Origin of the sequence: Chromobacterium sp. S0633, from assembly GCF_024158805.1 — a bacterium.
GTDB lineage: Bacteria > Pseudomonadota > Gammaproteobacteria > Burkholderiales > Chromobacteriaceae > Chromobacterium.
The window spans coordinates 87,787-106,359 of the sequence record NZ_JAMZGH010000017.1 but is presented as its reverse complement, the minus strand read 5'-3'; the positions used below and the strand labels follow the sequence as shown (position 1 = coordinate 106,359).

Genomic DNA, 18,573 nt, shown 5'->3' with positions numbered 1-18,573 from the left:
CTGCTGCGCGTCGGCGATACGGCGTTGAAAACGGCTTCGAAATGCTCATGTACCACGTGTACATTCCGCTTTCTCAGTGGTTTTCGCCTTGTCTCGCTCTAGCTCGCTAGACTTTGAACAGGCTCTTAGCATTTGAGCAAAGTCTGCTGCGCGTCGGCGATACGGCGTTGAAAACGGCTTCGAAATGCTCATGTACCACGTGTACATTCCGCTTTCTCAGCCGTTTTCGCCTTGTCTCGCGCTAGCTCGCGAGACTTTGAATAAGTTCTTATACTTATGTCCGCAGCCCCGGCGTCGTCGGGGCTGCGTCGCATTCGATGGAGTTCTCATGTTCGACAAATTAGTGATGGCCAGCAACAACGCCGGCAAGTTGAAGGAATTCGCCGCGCTGATGGCGCCGCTGGGCATACAAGTGATTCCGCAGGTGGAACTGCAAGTGCCGGAATGCCCGGAACCGCACCACACCTTCCTGGAAAACGCGCTGGAAAAAGCGCGTCACGCCAGCCGCGTGAGCGGCTTGCCGGCGCTGGCCGACGACTCCGGCATCTGCGTCGAGGCGCTGTCCGGCGCGCCGGGCGTGTACTCGGCTCGCTACGCCGGCGAACCCAAGTCCGACGCCGCCAACAACGCCAAGCTGGTGGCGGCGCTGCAGGGCGAGGCCAATCGCCGCGCCTGGTATTACTGCGTGCTGGTCTTGGTGCGCCACGCCGACGATCCGCAGCCGCTGGTGGCGGACGGCATGTGGTTCGGCGAAGTGCGCGACGAGGCGGCCGGCGCCGGCGGCTTCGGCTACGACCCGCATTTCTGGCTGCCGCAGCACGGCTGTAGCGTGGCGGAGATGGACGCGGCGGAGAAAAACCGCGTCAGCCACCGCGGCCAGGCGCTGCAAGCGCTGCTGGCCAAGCTGCGCGCGCTGGCATGAAGCGGGTCCCTTCGTTCAGCGCCCGGCCGGCGCGGCTGGAGCCGCAAGGAGCCGCGACGTGCAGGTGAGCAAGATTTCGCTGTCCGCGCTTGGGCTGGGCGGTCAAGTCGGCTTGAAAGAGCTGCCGCCGCTGTCGCTCTACATCCACTTCCCGTGGTGCGTGCGCAAATGCCCGTATTGCGATTTCAACTCGCACGAGCCCAAGAGCGGCTTCGACGAGATGGCCTATGTCGACGCCTTGCTGCGCGATCTGGAATTCAGCCTGCCCGAGGTCTGGGGCCGTCCGCTGAGCAGCATCTTCATGGGCGGCGGTACCCCCAGCCTGTTCTCGCCTCAGGCGATGGACGCGCTGCTGGCCGGCGTGCGCGCGCGCATGCGGCTGCAGCCGGACGCGGAAATCACCATGGAGGCCAATCCCGGCACCTTCGAGGCCGAGCGTTTCCGCGGCTACCGCGAGGCCGGCATCAACCGGCTGTCCATCGGCATCCAGAGTTTCAAGCCGGCGCATTTGCAGGCGCTGGGCCGCATTCACGACGGCGAGGAAGCGCGTCGCGCTATCGACATCGCGCTGAGCCACTTCGACAACGTCAATCTGGACCTGATGTACGCGCTGCCGGGGCAGACCCTGGACGAAGCGCTGGCCGATCTGGACACCGCGCTGTCCTACGGCATCACCCATCTGTCCGCCTACCATCTGACGATAGAACCCAACACCCTGTTCGCCGTGGAGACGCCGCGCAATCTGCCGGACGACGAAGTCTCCGCCGACATGCAGGAGGCGATAGAAGCCCGGCTCGCCGCCGCCGGCTTCGAACATTACGAGACCTCGGCCTTCGCGCGGCCGGGCCGCCGCGCGCGCCACAATCTCAACTACTGGCAGTTCGGCGACTATATCGGCATCGGCGCCGGCGCCCACGGCAAGATCAGCAGCCATGCCGGCATCGTGCGCCAGATGCGCTACAAGCAGCCGGCCGCCTACCTTCAGGCGGTGGCCGAGGGCAAGCCCCTGCAAAACAGCCGCAAGGTGGGGCGGAGCGAACTGCCCTTCGAATTCATGATGAATCTGCTGCGGCTGACCGAAGGCTTCGAATTGCGCCTGTTCCAGGAGCGCACCGGCCTGCCGCTGTCCGTCATACAATCCGCCTTGACGCAAGCCGAGGCGCAAGGCCTGATCGCGCGCGACGCCGTGATGTTGCGGCCCACGCTCAAGGGCCAGCGTTTCCTCAATGATTTATTAACCCTGTTCCTGAAAGAAGGAGATGAATAATGGCTAAGGAAATCATCCACACCGACAAGGCTCCGGCCGCCATCGGCGCTTACTCGCAAGCCGTGAAAGCCGGCAACACCGTTTACCTGTCCGGCCAGATCCCGCTGGACCCGGCCACCATGAACGTGGTGGAAGGCGGTTTCGCCGCTGAAACCCATCAAGTGTTCAAGAACATGAAGGCCGTGTGCGAAGCCGCCGGCGGCAGCCTGGACCAGATCGTCAAGCTCAACGCCTATCTGACCGACCTGTCCAATTTCGCCACCTTCAACGAAATCATGGGCCAGTACTTCAGCCAGCCCTTCCCGGCGCGCGCCGCCGTCGGCGTGGCCAGCCTGCCCAAGGGCGTGTTGGTGGAAGCGGAAGCGGTTCTGGTGCTCTAAACCTGCTTACGATCTGCTGCGCTTCGTGAGACGTGGCACGGTGAGTACGTCTTCAAAATGCTCATGTACCGTGTGTACATTCCGCTTTTTCAGCCGTTTTCGCCTTGTCTCGCCTTGGCTCGCGAGATCGTAAACAGGTTCTGAGCGGCCCAACTGCTCCAAATGTCAGACCACAAGGCGGCCCAGGCCGCCTTTTTTCATGTTAACTATCCGTGTCCCTCATCTTCGCCGCGGAGGTCGCATGAGAGTCCGGATCGCGCTATTGCTATTGCTGCCGGGCCTGGCCTGGGCCCAGGTTTACAAATGTCGGAGCGCGGACGGCCGGCTGGCCTACAGCGATCGGGCTTGCGCCGACGGCGGCGCGGCGGAAACCTTCCAGCCGCCGCCGCTGAATGTGGTGGAGCAAGACGAGCGCCAGCGCCGCGAGGCGGCCAAGTACCAGGACCAAGGCCGGCGCTGGGCCGCCGACGAGGCGCGCGAGGCCAGGCGGCGCCAGGCGCAGCAACGCCGCGACGAGCGCGCGCAGGCGCGGGAACTGGACAAAGCGCGCCGCCGCTGTCATGGTCTGGAGCTTCAGCAACGGCGCTTGCGGCAGTCCGCGGCGGCGGCGCCGGCCAGGAAATCCCTGGCCGAGCGCTTGGCCGGCGTGGAAGAGAAACTGGCCGCGGCGGCGTGTCATCGATTCCAGGAGGGGGCATGAGCGGGTATTCGTTCGAATTGGTCAATGTGTTCGCCGAGGAGCGCTTCGGCGGCAATCCGCTGGCGGTGTTCACCGACGCCAGCGGGCTGGACGAGCGCGAGATGCAGCTCCTGGCCAGACAGATGAATCTGTCGGAAACCGTATTCCTGTTTCCGGACGGCGAAGCGGTGGCGCGCTTGCGCATCTTCACGCCCAGCCAGGAGCTGCCCTTCGCCGGCCATCCCACCCTGGGCGCGGCGGCGGTGCTGCACTGGCGCGGCGAACTGGATTCCCGCTTTCAGTTGCGCACCAACGCCGGCCTGATCCCCATCCTCCACAGCGACGGCGTTTACACCTTGCGGGCGAATCCGCCAAGCGCGCGCGACGCCGGCCTCAGCCGCGGCCAGGCCGCGGCGATGCTGGGGCTGGACGAGGAGGACATCGCGCTGGAGCCGACATGGGTGGACACCGGCAGCGAACAATTGCTGATCCGCGCCGCCAGCGCCGGCGCGGTGCTGCGCGCCCGCCCGGTGCACGCCTTGCTGTTGCGCGACGCCACCTTGCGGCCGGGGCGCAGCGTCGCCTATCTGTGGCATGAGGACGGCGGCGTCGCCACCGTGCGGCTGTTTTTCGAACAGCAGGGCGCGGTGCTGGAAGATCCCGGCACCGGTTCGGCCTGCGCCAATCTGGGCGGCTGGTGCGCGCTCAACGGCCTGGGGCCCTTGCAGTGGCGGGTGGAGCAGGGCGCGGCGCTGGCGCGGCCCAATGTACTGCACCTGCAAGTGGACGCCGCGGGCGAGATTCTGGTGGGCGGGCGGGTGTTGCGGATAGGCCGCGGCGAGATCTCCCTGTGAGTTGCATCGTCCTTCGTTTCCATTCTTGACGTCGGCATTGGCTGTTGGCATCCTAGAGCCGCTGCTCCAAACCAACGTTTCTTTTCGGCGTGCCGGCGGTTCCGGGGCGGCGTTCAGATAATTAAAAGGCCGCTGCGGCCGCCCGTTCGCGGCGCGGCCTCGCGGTCCGATTCGCGAGGAAATCAAGATGAGCAAATTCGCCAAAGCCGCCTGCCTGGCGTCCGCGCTGGGCCTGTTCAGCCATATGGCGCTGGCCGACAGCGCCGCCGGCGTCTGGAAGACGATAGACGACGAAACCAAGCAGGCCAAGGCCCTGGTGCAGATCACCGAAAGCGCCGGCGGCGAGCTGAACGGCAAGATCATCAAGCTGTTCGCCAATCCGGAAGCGGTGTGCGACAAGTGCGAAGGGGACCGCAAAGGCAAGCCGGTCAACGGCATGCAAATCCTGTGGGGTCTGAAGAAGGACGGCGCCGAGTGGGGCAATGGCAAGATCCTGGACCCCAAGTCCGGCAAGATCTACACCTCCGGCGCCAAGCTGATCGAAGACGGCAAGAAGCTGCGCGTGCGCGGCTACATCGGCCCCTTCTTCCGTTCCCAGGTGTGGGAGCGCCAGTAAGCGCAAGGGCCGCGACGCGGCGCGCGTGAGCAAGGCGGAAGCGCGAACAGCTTCCGCCTTTTTCTTTATTGGGTACAATCGCTGCTGATGAGCTCCCTAATCGACCCCGCCAATCAGCCGCCGGCCGTGGCGCCGGCGCTGGCCAAGAAGCTGGAAAAGCTGGGCATACGCCGCCGTTTCGATCTGGTCCTGCATCTGCCGCTGCGCTATGAGGACGAGACCCATCTGTACGCCATCGCCGACGCGCCTTACGGCCAGGCGGTGCTGGTGGAGGGCGAGGTGATCGCCCATGAGATCCAGTTCCGACCGCGCCGCCAACTGGTGGCGCGCATCGAGGACGCCAGCGGCAGCCTGGTGCTGCGCTTCATTCATTTCTACCCCAACCAGGTCAAGCAATTCACCACCGGCAACCGGGTGCGCGCGCTGGGCGAGATCCGCCGCGGCTTCGCCGGCGACGAGATGGTGCATCCCAAGATCCGCGAAGTGGGCAACGGCGCGCCGCTGGCGGACAGCCTGACGCCCATCTATCCCACGGTCAACGGCCTGACCCAGCCGGCGCTGCGCAAGCTGATCCACGCCGAGCTGGACAGCCAGCCGCTGGGCGAGACGCTGCCGGAGGAGCTGGCCGCGCCGCTGCGGCTGACGCCGTTCGCCGAGGCGATCCGCCTGCTGCACCTGCCGACGCCGGACTACAGCGCCGGCCAGCTGGCCGATCCGGCCCTGCCGGCCTGGCAGCGGCTCAAGTTCGACGAATTGCTGGCGCAGCAGCTGTCGATGCGGCTAGCCTATCGCGCGCGCAGGCTGGGCCGCGCGCCGCCCTTGCGCGGCGACGGCAAGCTGAGCCGGGCCTTGGCCGAGCGCCTGCCGTTCACGCTGACCGGCGCGCAGCAACGCGCCTTGGCGGAAGTCCGCGCCGACCTGACCCAGCCGCACCCGATGCACCGGCTGCTGCAGGGCGATGTGGGCAGCGGCAAGACCATCGTCGCGGCCCTGGCGGCGCTGACCGCGATCGAATCCGGCTACCAGGTGGCCTTGATGGCGCCGACCGAAATCCTGGCCGAGCAGCATTTCCTCAAGCTGTCCGCCTGGCTGGAGCCGCTGGGCGTCCCGGTGCGCTGGCTGGCCGGCAGCCTGCGCAAGAAGCAGAAACAGGAGGCGATGGCGGCCATCGCCAGCGGCGAAACGCGGCTGGCGGTGGGCACTCACGCGCTGTTCCAGGACGAGGTGGCTTTTGAGCGCCTGGGCCTGGTCATTGTCGATGAACAGCATCGCTTCGGCGTGGGCCAGCGGCTGGCGCTGAAAGAGAAGGGCGGCGAGCCGCATCAGCTGATGATGTCGGCGACGCCGATTCCACGCACGCTGGCGATGAGTTTCTACGCCGACCTGGACGTGTCGGTGATAGACGAATTGCCGCCGGGGCGCACGCCCATCGTCACCAAGCTGATCAATAGCGCGCGCCGCGAGGAGATCGTCGCCCACGTGGCCAAAACCTGCGCCGACGGGCAGCAGGCCTATTGGGTGTGCCCGCTGATCGAAGAATCGGAAACCCTGCAATTGCAGACCGCGGTGGACACCCACCAGCAACTGACCGCCGATCTGCCGCATTTGGGCGTGGGCCTGGTGCACGGCCGGATGAAGGCGGACGAAAAGGCGGCGGTGATGGCGGCCTTCGCCCGCAACGAGCTGCAAGTGCTGGTGGCCACCACGGTGATCGAGGTGGGCGTGGACGTGCCCAACGCCAGCCTGATGGTGATCGAGCACGCCGAACGCATGGGCCTGGCCCAGTTGCATCAATTGCGCGGCCGGGTGGGGCGCGGCAGCGCGCGCAGCGTCTGCGTGCTGATGTTCGACAACCCCTTGTCGGACTTGGCCAAGGCGCGCTTGAAAGTGATTTACGAGAATGTTGACGGTTTCGAGATCGCGCGCCAGGATTTGCTGATCCGCGGCCCCGGCGAACTGCTGGGCGCGCGTCAGAGCGGCCTGCCCATGCTGCGTTTCGCCAACCTGGAAGAAGACCTGGAACTGCTGGAAGCGGCGCGCGAGCTGGCGCCCTTGCTGCTGGAGCGCCATCCGCAGGCGGTGGACGCTCATCTGGACCGTTGGCTGGCGGGGCGCGAGCAGTTTCTCAAGGCTTGAGTGTGCCATGAATCGGGCAAAAAAAAAGCGCCTCGGCTGGGGGGCTGAGGCGCAAAGGGATTGCTGCAAACAACAAAGGAGAAACCATGATGAAGCGAGCAAATATTAGCAATTTATAAAATATTGGCACAAGCAATCCGGGCTTAAAGCTTGACCCAGGTCAATCGAAAATTTTCCGGGCGGAAATGCCAAAAGAAAAAGCCACCGCGATGCGGTGGCTTTGTTTTTTTCCGGCAGCCTTAAACAGAGGCTGAAAGACCGTGACCGGACTTGATTACAGCCAGAGCGAGGCCACGTAGTACAGCCCGCCCGCCAGCAGCATGGACACCGGCAGGGTGAACAGCCAGGCCAGCGCGATGGAGCGGATGGTGGACATCTGCAGGCCGGCCTTGTCCGCCACCATGGTGCCGGCCACGGCGCTGGACAGCACCTGGGTGGTGGACACCGGGAAGCCGAACTGGCTGGCGAGGCCGATGGAGATGGCGGCGGTCATCTGCGCCGACACGCCCTGGGCGTAAGTCATGTCTTTCTTGCCTATGCCTTCGCCCACGGTCTTCACCACGCGGCGCCAGCCCACCATGGTGCCGATGCCCAGCGACAGAGCCACGGCGACGATCACCCAGGTGGGCGCATATTCGGTGGTGGTGGTCAGATCCTTGCGCAGGTTCTGCAGCATCTGCTTGTCGTCGGCGGACAGCTTGGGCAGCGCGGAAGCCTTCTTGGCGGCGTCGTCCAGGCACAGCAGCTCGGTGCGCACGTTCCAACGCTGTTCCGAGCTCAGCGCGTGGTAGTCGCCGCCGTCGCCCATGGTGCTCAGCAGGCGCTTGACGGTGTCGCCGGTTTCCAGCGGATGGCACTCGTACTGGCTGCTGCCCTTGGACGGCACGATGATCTTGCTCAGTTCGACCTGATGGCGCTCATAGAACTTCTGCAGGTGAATGGCGGCGTCGCGGGTGCGGTCCAGCTGGTAAGGCGTGCTGTCCAGATCCAGCACGAATTTGGCCGGCACGATGCCGATCAGCACCAGCATGATCAGGCCCACGCCTTTTTGGCCGTCGTTGGAGCCGTGGGCGAAGCTGACGCCCATGGATGACACGATCAGCATGAAGCGGGTCCAGAACGGCGGATGCTTGCGGCCTTCCACCTGCTGGCGTTGGTAGGGGGTTTTGTGCACATTGCTGTGCGGCCGGTAGCGCCGCAGCAGAATGACGATCAGCGCGGCGAGCAGGGCGCCCACCACGGGCGAGGCCAGCAGCGAGGCGCCGACGTCGATGGCCTTGCTCCAGTTGATGCCGTGGGACAGCGAGGTGCCGTGGATCAGGCTGTTGGCCACGCCCACGCCCAAAATGGCGCCGATCAGCGTGTGGCTGCTGGACGCGGGCAGACCGAAATACCAGGTACCCAGGTTCCAGGCGATGGCGGCGGTCAACAGCGCGAACACCATGGCCATGCCGCGGGTGGTGTTGATCGAGATCAGCAGGTCCACCGGCAGCAGGTGCACGATGGCGTAGGCGACGGCGAGGCCGCCGGTGATTACGCCGAGGAAGTTGAAAATGCCGGAATAGAACACCGCGAGACGCGGTTTCATCGATTGGGTATAGATAACGGTTGCCACCGCGTTGGCGGTGTCATGGAAGCCGTTGATGAACTCAAAGGCGAGCACGAAGCCCAGGGAAAGCACCAAGGTGATGGCGACGTGGGTCTCAAGCCCGGAAAACAGGTCCAACATGGTGAAATGTGCACGCAGTATCGTAAAGGCGGGATTGTTGTGTCCAAGGCCAATGCCGTCAAGTACTTATAAAAAAAAAATAAATGGTGTCGCATTTGCCGGAAAAGCATGCGGAATCGCCTTGACAGACCGGGCGGGGAGAACGGCGGATTTAGGCCGTTTTTTGCCGCCGTCATGCGCTTTTGCCCGCGTGGAAACGCCAACGGCCGTCATGCCGGAAACGGTCATGACGGCGGTCTGAGAGCCGGGGCGGAATCAGCCGAACTTGCCGGTGATGTAGTCCTCGGTGGCCTTCTTCTGCGGGGTGGTGAAGATGGAGTCGGTGTCGCCGAACTCGATCAATTCGCCCAGATACATATAGGCGGTGTAGTCCGACACCCGCGCCGCCTGCTGCATATTGTGGGTGACGATGGCGATGGTGTAGTCCTCTTTGAGCTCATGGATCAGCTCTTCGATGTGGGCGGTGGAAATCGGGTCCAGCGCCGAAGTGGGCTCGTCCAGCAGCAGCACTTCCGGCTTGGACGCCACCGCGCGCGCGATGCACAGCCGCTGCTGCTGGCCGCCGGACAGCGAGTTGCCGGACTGCTTGAGCTTGTCCTTGACCTCGTCCCACAGCGCGGCCTTGCGCAGCGCCCATTCCACCCGGTCCTCCATCTCGCCCTTGGACAGTTTTTCGTAGAGCTTCACGCCGAAGGTGATGTTGTCGTAGATGGACATCGGGAACGGGGTGGGCTTCTGGAACACCATGCCCACCTTGGCGCGCAGCAGGTTGACGTCCACGTCGCGGCCCAGGACGTTGTGGCCGTCCAGCAGGATGTCGCCCTCGGCGCGCAGGCCGGGGTAGAGCTCGTACATGCGGTTGAAGGTGCGCAGCAGCGTGGACTTGCCGCAGCCGGACGGGCCGATGAAGGCGGTGACCTTGCGCGAGGCGATTTCCAGCTGGATGTTCTTCAGCGCGTGGAAATTGCCGTAAAAGAAGTTCAGATTCTTGACCTGAAGCTTGGAGTGGATTTCAGCCATGGTCTGCAAGCCTTAATGCGATTGGTTTTTCTGGCTGCCCATCCAGCGGGCAACGATATTCAGCGTCAGCACGCTGAAGGTGATCAACAGGGAGCCGGCCCAGGCCAGCTTGTGCCAGTCCTCGTACGGGCTCATCGCGAACTGGAAGATCACGATGGGCAGGTTGGCCATCGGCTGGTTCATATTGCTGTTGAAGAACTGGTTGTTCAGCGCGGTGAACAACAGCGGCGCGGTTTCGCCGGAAATGCGCGCCACCGCCAGCAGGATGCCGGTCAGCACGCCGGCCTTGGCCGAGCGCAGGGTGACGTGCAAAGTGACCTTCCACTGCGGCGCGCCCAGCGCGGACGCGGCTTCGCGCAGGCTGCCCGGCACCAGGCGCAGCATGTTCTCGGTGGTGCGCACCACCACCGGAATCACCAGGATGGCCAGCGCGAAGGAGCCGGCCCAGCCTGAAAAGTGGCCGACCGACACCACGTAGACTTCGTAGATGAACAGGCCGATGACGATGGACGGCGCGGACAGCAGGATGTCGTTGATGAAGCGGGTGGCCGGCGCCAGCCAGCCGCGCTGGCCGAACTCGGCCAGATAGATGCCGGCCAGAATGCCGATCGGCGTGCCGAACAAGGTGCCGAAGCCGGTCATCATCAGGCTGCCGTAAATGGCGTTGGCCAGGCCGCCGGTGCTGCCCGGCGGCGGGGTGCTGGAGGTGAACACCTCCCAGTTCAGCCCGGACAGGCCGTGCTGCAACAGGGTGGTCAGAATCCAGAACAGCCAGAACAGCCCGAAGGCCATGGTGAACATCGAGGCGCCCATATTGACGCGGTTCACCAGCCGGCGGCGGCGATAGACGCTGCTGTCGGCTTTGGCGGCGATGGCGGACTGGGGCGGGCGCAGGGCGGAAGTCATAACGGTTTGGCTCATGCGGTTAGCGTCTCTCATGCTCAGGAAGGACGACCTTCCTGTTTCTTCAGGCGCAGCAACAGCAGTTTAGAACACGCCAGCACCACGAAGGTGATGAAGAACAGAATCAGGCCCAGTTGAATCAGGGAGGAGAGATACAGCTCGCCGTTGGCCTCGGCGAACTCATTGGCCAGCGAGGAGGCGATGGAATTGCCCGGCTCGAACAGGCCGGCGGCGAAACGGGTGGAGTTGCCGATGACGAAGGTCACCGCCATGGTCTCGCCCAGCGCGCGGCCCAGGCCCAGCATGATGCCGCCGACCACGCCGGTCTTGGTATAGGGCAGCACCACGTAGCGCACCACTTCCCAGGTGGTGGAGCCCAGGCCGTAGGCGGACTCCTTCAGCATCACCGGCACCACTTCGAACACGTCGCGCATCACCGAGGCGATGAAGGGAATGATCATGATGGCCAGGATCAGGCCGGCGGTGAAAATGCCTATGCCCATCGGCGCGCCCTGGAACAGCACGCCCAGCAGCGGCACCTCGCCCAGGGTGTCGATCAGCAGCGGCTGCACGTGGTCGGCGAAGATGGGCGCGAACACGAACAGGCCCCACATGCCGTAGATGATGGACGGGATGCCGGCCAGCAGTTCCACCGCGATGCCCAGCGGCCGCTTCAGCCAGGTGGGGCACAGCTCGGTCAGGAACAGGGCGATGCCGAAGCTGACCGGCACGCCGATCAGCAAGGCGATGAAAGAGGTGGCCAGGGTGCCGAAGATGGGCACCAGCGCGCCGAACCGCTCATTGACCGGGTCCCAGTCGCTGGTGACCAGAAACCTGAAGCCGAAGGCGTGGATGCTCGGCAGCGCGCCGATCAACAGCGAAATCAGGATGCCCACCAGCAAGGCCAGCACCAGGAAGGCGAAAAAACGGGTGACCCAGCGGAACAGATTGTCCAGCAATAACTGGGTTTTGATTTGCTGCGGATTGCTCAACTTTTGCATATGCATGCTCATTTATCAGACAAAAAGCCGGGGAGCGCGTCCCCGGCCGCTTGCGTGCATTGTATGCGGCTCAGTTCCACACCGGCTTGCCGCCGTTGTCGGCAATTTGCTTCCAGCTGGCGCGGATCACGCCCTTGATCGCGTCCGGCATCGGGATGTAGTCCAGATCCAGCGCGGTCTTGTCGCCGTTCTTGTAAGCCCAGTCGAAGAACTTCAGCACCTCGCCGCCTTGCGCCGGCTTGTCCTGTTTCTTGTGCATCAGGATGAAGGTGGCGCCGGCGATCGGCCAGCTGTCCTTGCCCGGCTGGTTGGTCAGCAGCAGGTAGAAGCCCGGCGCTTTTTTCCAGTCGGCGTTGGCGGCGGCGGCCTTGAAGCTGGACTCGTCCGGCTTGACGAAGCTGCCGGCCTGGTTCTGCATCAGGCCGAAGGCCAGCTTGTTCTGCTTGGCGTAGGCGTATTCCACGTAGCCGATCGCGCCTTTGATGCGGGTCACGTAGTTGGCCACGCCCTCATTGCCCTTGCCGCCCACCGGGTTGCCTTTCCAGCTGACCGCGGTGTTGGAGCCCACTTCCTTGGCCCAGTCCGGAGAGACCTTGGACAGGTAGTTGGTGAAGATGAAGGTGGTGCCGGAGCCGTCGGAGCGACGCACCACGGAGATGCGCAGGTCCGGCAGCTTGACGCCGGGGTTCAGCTTGGCGATGGCCGGGTCGTTCCACTTGGACACCTTGCCCAGGTAGATGTCGGCCAGCAGCGGGCCGGTGAACTTCACTTGTCCCGGGGTGATGCCGGGCACGTTCAGCACCGGCACCACGCCGCCGATCACGGTGGGGAATTGGGTCAGTCCGGATTTTTCCAGCTCTTCCGGCTTCAGCGGCATATCGGACGCGCCGAAATCCACGGTCTTGGACTGGATCTGCTTGATGCCGCCGCCGGAACCGATGGATTGATAGTTCAGATTATTATTGGTGCCGGCCTTGTAGGCGGCGGCCCATTTGGCGTACAGCGGGTACGGGAAGGTGGCGCCCGCGCCGGTGATGTCGGCGGCCACGGCCGCGCCGGACAGGCAGACGGAACCCAGTACAAACGATGCGGCCAGACGAACAGACTGTTTCATGCCTACTCCTGAGAATGGATGAGGTGCGTGGTGATGGGCGCATGCTAAGGCTGAAATTTTTCAGGAATATTACAAGTCGTCGAAACGGCTTCGTTTGCGGACAATCAACATCAGCCGGATGCCGGTTTGAGCCAAGATGGCGGCTGCGGATATAATCGGCGGATATTCAAGAATCGCGGGAGGCGGAGATGGCCGGCAAGCTGGTGATTGGCAACTGGAAGATGAATACCCGCGCCGACAGCGCGCAGACGCTGCTGCAGGCGCTGCTGGCGGACGAGACGAGCAACCGCGACTGGGTCGGCGTGGCCGCGCCGGCGGTCTACCTGGCCGGCCTGGGCGAGTGGCTGCGCGGTCAGGCCTTGCGCCTGTGCGCGCAGGACGTCAGCGCCTTCGATCAGGACGGCGCCTTCACCGGCGAGACCAGCGCCGCGATGCTGGCTGACATCGGCTGCGCTTACACCCTGGTGGGCCACTCGGAGCGCCGCCAGTACTTTGGCGAGAGCAACGCGGTTCTACTGAAGAAGATGCGCGCCGCCATCGCCGCCGGCCTGGTGCCGGTGTTGTGCGTCGGGGAAACGCTGGACGAGCGCGAGGCGGGCCGTCAGTTGGAGGTGATTAGAGATCAGCTTGCGCTTCTGTCCGAGATAGACCATGGTGAATACGTTGTGGCTTATGAACCGGTCTGGGCCATCGGCACCGGCAAGGTGGCGACGCTGGCGCAAATCGCCGAAATCCACGGCGCGATCAAAAATTGGTGCTTGCAAAACGTCAAGGCCTCCGATAATATTCGCGTCCTCTACGGCGGCAGTGTCAAGGCAGAGAATGCCGAAGCGATTCTGGCGACTGAAAATGTCGACGGAGCCCTTGTTGGAGGGGCATCTCTGGACGCCGGTTCATTCAGGGCAATTTGCCAAGCCGCAGGAAAATTGATATAGTATGGAACTTATTAAGACGCTTATCTGGATTGTAAATATCCTGTCTGCAGGGACTATTATCGTGCTGGTTTTGATGCAGCACGGCAAAGGCGCGGACATGGGGGCGGCTTTCGGTAGCGGCTCTTCCGGTAGCTTGTTCGGCGCGTCTGGTTCTGCGAATTTCTTGAGTAGGACAACCGCTGTCGCAGCGGCCGTGTTCTTCTCGACTTCCCTTGCTCTGGTTTTTCTGTCTGGGGGCGGAAAAAGCGATTTGGGCGTAATGGGGACCAAGGTTGAACAGGTTGCACCGCAAATCCCGGCCGGTGTGCCTAGCGATAAAGCTTCGGGTACGACATCGAAAATACCGGAGTAACAATTAAAGCTTGCTGTGCCGACATGGTGAAATTGGTAGACACGCTATCTTGAGGGGGTAGTGGCGAAAGCTGTGTGAGTTCGAGTCTCACTGTCGGCACCACCATTCAAAAACAGGCCACCGGGACTCCGGTGGCCTGTTTTATTTGGAGCCAAGGGGGGTAACCCCCTTTTTTGTGGGGGTGTACGGGAAATGCTGCAAAATTACTTTCCCATTCTGCTGTTTGTCATGGTCGGACTGTTGGTCGGCGTAGGCCCTATTTTATTGGGCAAACTGCTGGCTCCCAACCGTCCCGATCCTGAGAAACTGTCTCCGTATGAGTGCGGCTTCGAGGCTTTCGAAGATGCCCGCATGAAGTTTGACGTCCGCTATTATCTGATAGCCATCCTCTTCATCCTGTTCGACCTCGAGGTCGCCTTCCTGCTGCCGTGGGCGGTGGTGTTGAAGGAGCTGGGGACCTATGGTCTGGGCGTCATGGTGGAGTTCCTGGGCGTATTGACCCTGGGCTTCGTCTACATGTGGAAAAAAGGAGCTCTGGAATGGGAGTAGAAGGTATTCTGGAGAAGGGGTTTGTCACCACGACGGCTGACAAGCTCATCAATTACACCCGAACCGGTTCGCTGTGGCCGATGACCTTTGGTCTGGCCTGTTGCGCGGTCGAGATGATGCACGCCGGCGCGGCGCGCTACGACCTGGACCGTTTCGGCATCGTGTTCCGTCCCAGCCCGCGCCAGTCCGATCTGATGATCGTGGCCGGCACGCTGTGCAACAAGATGGCTCCGGCCCTGCGCAAGGTTTACGACCAGATGGCCGAGCCGCGCTGGGTGATCTCGATGGGGTCCTGTGCCAACGGCGGCGGCTATTATCATTATTCCTATTCAGTCGTGCGCGGCTGCGATCGCATCGTGCCGGTCGACGTCTACGTGCCCGGCTGTCCGCCAACTGCAGAGGCCTTGCTGTACGGCATCATTCAGCTGCAGAACAAGATCAAACGCACCAACACCATCGCCCGCTAAGGTAGAAACTTATGGCCTCCAAGAAAATGGAAGCGTTAGGGTCGGCTGTGCAGCAGGCGCTGGGCGACAAGCTCGTGCAAAGCACGCTGGCTCTGGAAGAGCTGACCATTGTATGCAAGGCGGCGGATCTGATCGCCGTGGCGACCACGCTGCGCGACCACGCCGACCTGTCTTTTGAGCAATGCATCGATTTGTGCGGCGTGGACTACAGCGCATACCGCGACGAGGTATGGGACGGTCCGCGCTTCGCCGTTGTCTACCACCTGTTGTCGGTCAAGCACAATCAGCGCATCCGCCTGCGCGTGTTCGCCGAAGACGACGCCTTCCCGGTGGTCGACTCGGTCGTCGGCGTCTGGAGCGGCGTCAACTGGTTCGAGCGCGAAGCGTTCGACCTGTTCGGCATCGTTTTCGACGGCCACCCCGACCTGCGCCGCATCCTGACCGACTACGGTTTCGTCGGCCATCCGTTCCGCAAGGACTTCCCGCTGTCCGGTCACGTGGAAATGCGTTACGACCCGACACAACAGCGCGTGATCTATCAGCCGGTGACCATCGAGCCGCGCGAAATCACGCCGCGCATCATTCGCGAGGAGAACTACGGTGGCTGAAATCCGTAACTACACCCTCAACTTCGGCCCGCAGCACCCGGCCGCGCACGGCGTGTTGCGCCTGGTGCTGGAACTGGACGGCGAAGTCGTCCAGCGCGCCGACCCGCACATCGGCCTGCTGCACCGCGGCACCGAAAAGCTGGCCGAGAGCAAGACCTTCATCCAGTCGCTGCCTTATATGGACCGTCTCGACTACGTGTCCATGATGTGCAACGAGCACGCTTACTGCCTGTCCATCGAGAAGCTGCTGGGCATCGAAGTGCCGGAACGCGCGCAATACATCCGCGTGATGTTCGCCGAGATCACCCGTCTGCTGAACCACTTGCTGTGGATTGGCGCGCACGGCCTCGACATCGGCGCGATGACCGTGTTCCTGTACGCCTTCCGCGAACGCGAAGACCTGATGGACTGCTATGAGGCGGTGTCCGGCGCGCGCCTGCACGCGGCTTACTTCCGTCCCGGCGGCGTGTATCGCGATCTGCCGGACAGCATGCCGCAGTACACCGTCTCCAAGATCAAGAACGCCCGCGAACTGGCCCGCCGCAACGAAGGCCGCCAGGGTTCGCTGCTGGACTTCATCGACGAGTTCACCCAGCGCTTCCCGGGCTATGTGGACGAGTACGAGACCCTGCTGACCGACAACCGCATCTGGAAACAGCGCACCGTCGGCATCGGCGTGGTGACGCCCGAGCGCGCGCTGAACCTGGGCCTGACCGGCCCGATGCTGCGCGGCTCCGGCATTGCCTGGGATTTGCGCAAGAAGCAGCCCTACGATGTGTATTCCAAGCTGGATTTCGACATCCCGGTGGGCGTCAACGGCGATTGCTACGACCGCTACCTGGTGCGCGTCGAGGAAATGCGTCAGTCCAACCGCATCATCCGCCAGTGCGTGGAATGGCTGCGCAAGAACCCGGGCCCGGTGATCACCGACAACCATAAAGTGGCGCCGCCTTCGCGCGAAGGCATGAAGGCCAATATGGAAGACCTGATCCACCACTTCAAACTGTTTACCGAAGGCATGCACGTGCCGGAGGGCGAGGCTTATGTGGGCACCGAACACCCGAAAGGCGAGTTCGGCGTCTACCTGGTGTCCGACGGCGCCAACAAGCCGTACCGCCTGAAGATCCGCGCGCCCGGCTACGCCCACCTGGCGGCGCTGGACGAGATGGCCAAGGGCCATATGATCGCCGACGTGGTGGCCATCATCGGTACGCAGGATATCGTGTTTGGGGAGATTGACCGCTGATGCTGTCCGCTGAATCGCTAGCCAAAATCGATCGCGAAGTCGCCAAATATCCCGCCGACCAGAAACGGTCCGCGGTGATGGGCGCCTTGCGCATCGCGCTGACTGAACGTCGCGAAGCGGGCTCCGCTCCGGAGGAGCGTTGCCTGAATACCGAGGTGATCGAGTTCGTCGCCAACTACCTGCAGATTCCGCCGGTAGCCGCGTACGAAGTCGCCACCTTTTACAATATGTACGACATGAAGCCGGTTGGGCAGTACAAGATCACTGTCTGCACCAACCTGCCCTGTGCCTTGTCCGGCGGCGTCAACGCGGCCGAGTACATCTCCAAGAAGCTGGGCGTCGCCATCGGCGAAACCAGCGCCGACGGCAAGTACACCTTGCTGGAAGGGGAGTGCATGGGCGCCTGTGGCGATGCGCCGGTCTTGCTGGTCAACAACCACAAGATGTGCAGCTTCATGACGCCCGAAGCAATCGATAAGAAACTGGCGGAGCTGAAATAATGGCAATCTTCGTCAATGGCGTGATTTTCGATGGCGTCGACACTTCCGATCCCCATTGCTGGCAACTGAGCGCCTACGAGGCGCGCGGCGGCTACCAGGCGCTGCGCCGCATCCTGGACAGCAAGATGGCCCAGGAAGACGTGATCGCCGAAGTGAAGAACTCCGGCCTGCGCGGCCGCGGCGGCGCGGGTTTCCCCACCGGCCTGAAGTGGAGCTTCATGCCGCGCTCCTTCCCGGGCGACAAATACGTGGTGTGCAACACCGACGAGGGCGAGCCGGGCACTTTCAAGGACCGCGACATCCTGCGCTTCAATCCGCATTCGCTGATCGAAGGCATGATCATCGCCGGTTACGCGATGGGCACCAAGGCCGGCTACAACTACATCCACGGTGAAATCTTCGCCGAGTACGAGCGTTTCGAAGAAGCGCTGGACGAAGCGCGCAAGGCGGGCCTCCTCGGCGAGAACATCCTGGGTTCCGGCTTCAACTTCGACCTGTTCGCCCATCACGGCTACGGCGCCTACATCTGCGGCGAGGAAACCGCGCTGCTGGAATCGCTGGAAGGCAAGAAGGGCCAACCGCGCTTCAAGCCGCCGTTCCCGGCCAGCTTCGGCCTGTACGGCAAGCCGACCACCATCAACAACACCGAATCGTTCGCCTCGGTGCCCTTCATCATCCGCGACGGCGCGCAGCCCTTCCTGGAAAAGGGCAAGCCGAACAACGGCGGCACCAAGCTGTTCTCGGTGTCCGGCCACGTGAACCGTCCGGGCAACTACGAAATCCCGCTGGGCACCCCGTTCTCCGAACTGCTGGAAATGGCCGGCGGCATGCGTGACGGCAAAAAGCTCAAGGCGGTGATCCCGGGCGGCTCGTCCGCGCCCATCCTGCCCGCCGACGTCATGATGCAGTGCACGATGGACTACGACAGCATCGCCAAAGCCGGCTCGATGCTGGGTTCCGGCGCCGTCATCGTGATGAACGAAGACGTGTGCATGATCAAGGCGCTGGAGCGTCTGGCCTACTTCTACCATGAAGAATCCTGCGGCCAGTGCACGCCGTGCCGCGAAGGCACCGGCTGGCTGTACCGCGTGATCCATCGCATCGCCAACGGCCAGGGCCGTCCGGGCGATCTGGAGCTTCTGGATTCCGTGGGCAACAATATGGCGGGCCGCACCATCTGTGCGCTGGCCGACGCCGCCGTGTTCCCGGTTCGCAGTTTCACCAAGCATTTCCGTCACGAGTTCGAGTACGCGATCGAACACGGAAAGACCTTGGTGGACCACAAATGGTGTTGA

The 18,573-nt window shown here is 63.1% G+C and carries 20 protein-coding genes and 1 tRNA gene; 16 read left to right on the top strand and 5 right to left on the bottom strand.

Annotation, left to right across the window (positions count from 1 at the left end; all coding sequences use genetic code 11):
• The first annotated feature begins 328 nt into the window (after positions 1 to 328).
• The 7 genes from rdgB (at position 329) to recG (ending at position 6,854) form a co-directional block, all read left to right on the top strand.
• Complete coding sequence (gene rdgB / locus NK214_RS11800) at positions 329 to 922, top strand: RdgB/HAM1 family non-canonical purine NTP pyrophosphatase (protein WP_107800416.1); 594 nt, start codon at positions 329 to 331, stop codon at positions 920 to 922.
• A 79-nt stretch (positions 923 to 1,001) separates the two neighbouring features.
• The gene (gene hemW / locus NK214_RS11795) at positions 1,002 to 2,189 is read left to right on the top strand and encodes a radical SAM family heme chaperone HemW (RefSeq protein ID WP_256477427.1); all 1,188 of its coding nucleotides are present in this window, start codon (positions 1,002 to 1,004) and stop codon (positions 2,187 to 2,189) included.
• The gene (locus NK214_RS11790; protein WP_043642167.1) at positions 2,189 to 2,569 is read left to right on the top strand and encodes a RidA family protein; all 381 of its coding nucleotides are present in this window, start codon (positions 2,189 to 2,191) and stop codon (positions 2,567 to 2,569) included. The genes hemW and NK214_RS11790 overlap by 1 nt, the downstream gene beginning before the upstream one ends.
• Positions 2,570 to 2,810: 241 nt before the next feature.
• Positions 2,811 to 3,269, top strand: a complete 459-nt coding sequence (locus NK214_RS11785; RefSeq protein ID WP_227104763.1) for a DUF4124 domain-containing protein — start codon at positions 2,811 to 2,813, stop codon at positions 3,267 to 3,269.
• The gene (locus tag NK214_RS11780) at positions 3,266 to 4,102 is read left to right on the top strand and encodes a PhzF family phenazine biosynthesis protein (RefSeq protein ID WP_253314550.1); all 837 of its coding nucleotides are present in this window, start codon (positions 3,266 to 3,268) and stop codon (positions 4,100 to 4,102) included. The genes NK214_RS11785 and NK214_RS11780 overlap by 4 nt, the downstream gene beginning before the upstream one ends.
• A 187-nt stretch (positions 4,103 to 4,289) precedes the next feature.
• A complete protein-coding gene (locus NK214_RS11775; RefSeq protein ID WP_253314549.1) occupies positions 4,290 to 4,718 on the top strand; it encodes a DUF2147 domain-containing protein in 429 nt (142 codons plus the stop codon).
• An 87-nt stretch (positions 4,719 to 4,805) separates the two neighbouring features.
• Positions 4,806 to 6,854 (top strand): ATP-dependent DNA helicase RecG, encoded by a 2,049-nt coding sequence (recG, locus tag NK214_RS11770; protein WP_227104757.1) that lies wholly within the window; start codon positions 4,806 to 4,808, stop codon positions 6,852 to 6,854.
• A gap of 274 nt (positions 6,855 to 7,128) precedes the next feature.
• On the opposite strand, the gene NK214_RS11765 is transcribed toward recG, so the two are convergent.
• From NK214_RS11765 to pstS, 5 genes are all read right to left on the bottom strand, one after another.
• Complete coding sequence (locus tag NK214_RS11765) at positions 7,129 to 8,583, bottom strand: inorganic phosphate transporter (protein WP_107800410.1); 1,455 nt, start codon at positions 8,581 to 8,583, stop codon at positions 7,129 to 7,131.
• A 255-nt stretch (positions 8,584 to 8,838) separates the two neighbouring features.
• Complete coding sequence (pstB, locus tag NK214_RS11760; protein ID WP_043590752.1) at positions 8,839 to 9,603, bottom strand: phosphate ABC transporter ATP-binding protein PstB; 765 nt, start codon at positions 9,601 to 9,603, stop codon at positions 8,839 to 8,841.
• A gap of 12 nt (positions 9,604 to 9,615) precedes the next feature.
• Complete coding sequence (gene pstA, locus NK214_RS11755; RefSeq protein WP_227108605.1) at positions 9,616 to 10,509, bottom strand: phosphate ABC transporter permease PstA; 894 nt, start codon at positions 10,507 to 10,509, stop codon at positions 9,616 to 9,618.
• A 35-nt stretch (positions 10,510 to 10,544) separates the two neighbouring features.
• The gene (gene pstC, locus NK214_RS11750) at positions 10,545 to 11,507 is read right to left on the bottom strand and encodes a phosphate ABC transporter permease subunit PstC (protein WP_253314548.1); all 963 of its coding nucleotides are present in this window, start codon (positions 11,505 to 11,507) and stop codon (positions 10,545 to 10,547) included.
• Between the two features lie 70 nt (positions 11,508 to 11,577).
• Positions 11,578 to 12,621, bottom strand: coding sequence for a phosphate ABC transporter substrate-binding protein PstS (pstS, locus tag NK214_RS11745; RefSeq protein WP_107800407.1), 1,044 nt, complete (start codon positions 12,619 to 12,621; stop codon positions 11,578 to 11,580).
• Positions 12,622 to 12,809: 188 nt separating this feature from the next.
• Between pstS and tpiA the strand changes: the two genes are divergently transcribed.
• From tpiA to nuoF, 9 genes are all read left to right on the top strand, one after another.
• Complete coding sequence (tpiA, locus tag NK214_RS11740; protein ID WP_253314547.1) at positions 12,810 to 13,556, top strand: triose-phosphate isomerase; 747 nt, start codon at positions 12,810 to 12,812, stop codon at positions 13,554 to 13,556.
• A gap of 1 nt (position 13,557) precedes the next feature.
• Positions 13,558 to 13,908: a preprotein translocase subunit SecG gene (secG, locus tag NK214_RS11735; RefSeq protein WP_227104753.1), complete on the top strand. Its 351-nt coding sequence runs from the start codon at positions 13,558 to 13,560 to the stop codon at positions 13,906 to 13,908.
• A 17-nt stretch (positions 13,909 to 13,925) separates the two neighbouring features.
• Positions 13,926 to 14,010, top strand: a tRNA-Leu gene (locus NK214_RS11730).
• Positions 14,011 to 14,100: 90 nt separating this feature from the next.
• Complete coding sequence (locus NK214_RS11725) at positions 14,101 to 14,457, top strand: NADH-quinone oxidoreductase subunit A (protein ID WP_019103472.1); 357 nt, start codon at positions 14,101 to 14,103, stop codon at positions 14,455 to 14,457.
• Entirely contained in the window at positions 14,448 to 14,924 is a 477-nt protein-coding gene (locus NK214_RS11720) for an NADH-quinone oxidoreductase subunit B family protein (RefSeq protein WP_019103471.1), read from the top strand. The genes NK214_RS11725 and NK214_RS11720 overlap by 10 nt, the downstream gene beginning before the upstream one ends.
• Before the next feature lie 11 nt (positions 14,925 to 14,935).
• Complete coding sequence (locus NK214_RS11715; protein WP_107800404.1) at positions 14,936 to 15,532, top strand: NADH-quinone oxidoreductase subunit C; 597 nt, start codon at positions 14,936 to 14,938, stop codon at positions 15,530 to 15,532.
• A complete protein-coding gene (locus NK214_RS11710; RefSeq protein WP_107800403.1) occupies positions 15,525 to 16,778 on the top strand; it encodes an NADH-quinone oxidoreductase subunit D in 1,254 nt (417 codons plus the stop codon). Before NK214_RS11715 ends, NK214_RS11710 begins: the two co-directional genes overlap by 8 nt.
• Positions 16,778 to 17,278, top strand: a complete 501-nt coding sequence (gene nuoE, locus NK214_RS11705; RefSeq protein WP_107800402.1) for an NADH-quinone oxidoreductase subunit NuoE — start codon at positions 16,778 to 16,780, stop codon at positions 17,276 to 17,278. Before NK214_RS11710 ends, nuoE begins: the two co-directional genes overlap by 1 nt.
• On the top strand, positions 17,278 to 18,573 hold the full coding sequence (gene nuoF, locus NK214_RS11700; protein ID WP_107800401.1) for an NADH-quinone oxidoreductase subunit NuoF: 1,296 nt from the start codon (positions 17,278 to 17,280) through the stop codon (positions 18,571 to 18,573). Before nuoE ends, nuoF begins: the two co-directional genes overlap by 1 nt.

Coding starts and splice junctions, on each gene's coding strand:
- tpiA (WP_253314547.1), top strand. CDS start 12,810: ATGGCCGGCAAGCTGGTGATTGGCAACTGGAAGATGAATACCCGCGCC.
- pstC (WP_253314548.1), bottom strand. CDS start 11,507: ATGCAAAAGTTGAGCAATCCGCAGCAAATCAAAACCCAGTTATTGCTG.
- NK214_RS11715 (WP_107800404.1), top strand. CDS start 14,936: ATGGCCTCCAAGAAAATGGAAGCGTTAGGGTCGGCTGTGCAGCAGGCG.
- rdgB (WP_107800416.1), top strand. CDS start 329: ATGTTCGACAAATTAGTGATGGCCAGCAACAACGCCGGCAAGTTGAAG.
- NK214_RS11720 (WP_019103471.1), top strand. CDS start 14,448: ATGGGAGTAGAAGGTATTCTGGAGAAGGGGTTTGTCACCACGACGGCT.
- secG (WP_227104753.1), top strand. CDS start 13,558: ATGGAACTTATTAAGACGCTTATCTGGATTGTAAATATCCTGTCTGCA.
- NK214_RS11775 (WP_253314549.1), top strand. CDS start 4,290: ATGAGCAAATTCGCCAAAGCCGCCTGCCTGGCGTCCGCGCTGGGCCTG.
- NK214_RS11765 (WP_107800410.1), bottom strand. CDS start 8,583: ATGTTGGACCTGTTTTCCGGGCTTGAGACCCACGTCGCCATCACCTTG.
- nuoF (WP_107800401.1), top strand. CDS start 17,278: ATGGCAATCTTCGTCAATGGCGTGATTTTCGATGGCGTCGACACTTCC.
- NK214_RS11785 (WP_227104763.1), top strand. CDS start 2,811: ATGAGAGTCCGGATCGCGCTATTGCTATTGCTGCCGGGCCTGGCCTGG.
- NK214_RS11790 (WP_043642167.1), top strand. CDS start 2,189: ATGGCTAAGGAAATCATCCACACCGACAAGGCTCCGGCCGCCATCGGC.
- pstS (WP_107800407.1), bottom strand. CDS start 12,621: ATGAAACAGTCTGTTCGTCTGGCCGCATCGTTTGTACTGGGTTCCGTC.
- NK214_RS11780 (WP_253314550.1), top strand. CDS start 3,266: ATGAGCGGGTATTCGTTCGAATTGGTCAATGTGTTCGCCGAGGAGCGC.
- pstB (WP_043590752.1), bottom strand. CDS start 9,603: ATGGCTGAAATCCACTCCAAGCTTCAGGTCAAGAATCTGAACTTCTTT.
- recG (WP_227104757.1), top strand. CDS start 4,806: ATGAGCTCCCTAATCGACCCCGCCAATCAGCCGCCGGCCGTGGCGCCG.
- pstA (WP_227108605.1), bottom strand. CDS start 10,509: ATGACTTCCGCCCTGCGCCCGCCCCAGTCCGCCATCGCCGCCAAAGCC.
- nuoE (WP_107800402.1), top strand. CDS start 16,778: ATGCTGTCCGCTGAATCGCTAGCCAAAATCGATCGCGAAGTCGCCAAA.
- NK214_RS11725 (WP_019103472.1), top strand. CDS start 14,101: ATGCTGCAAAATTACTTTCCCATTCTGCTGTTTGTCATGGTCGGACTG.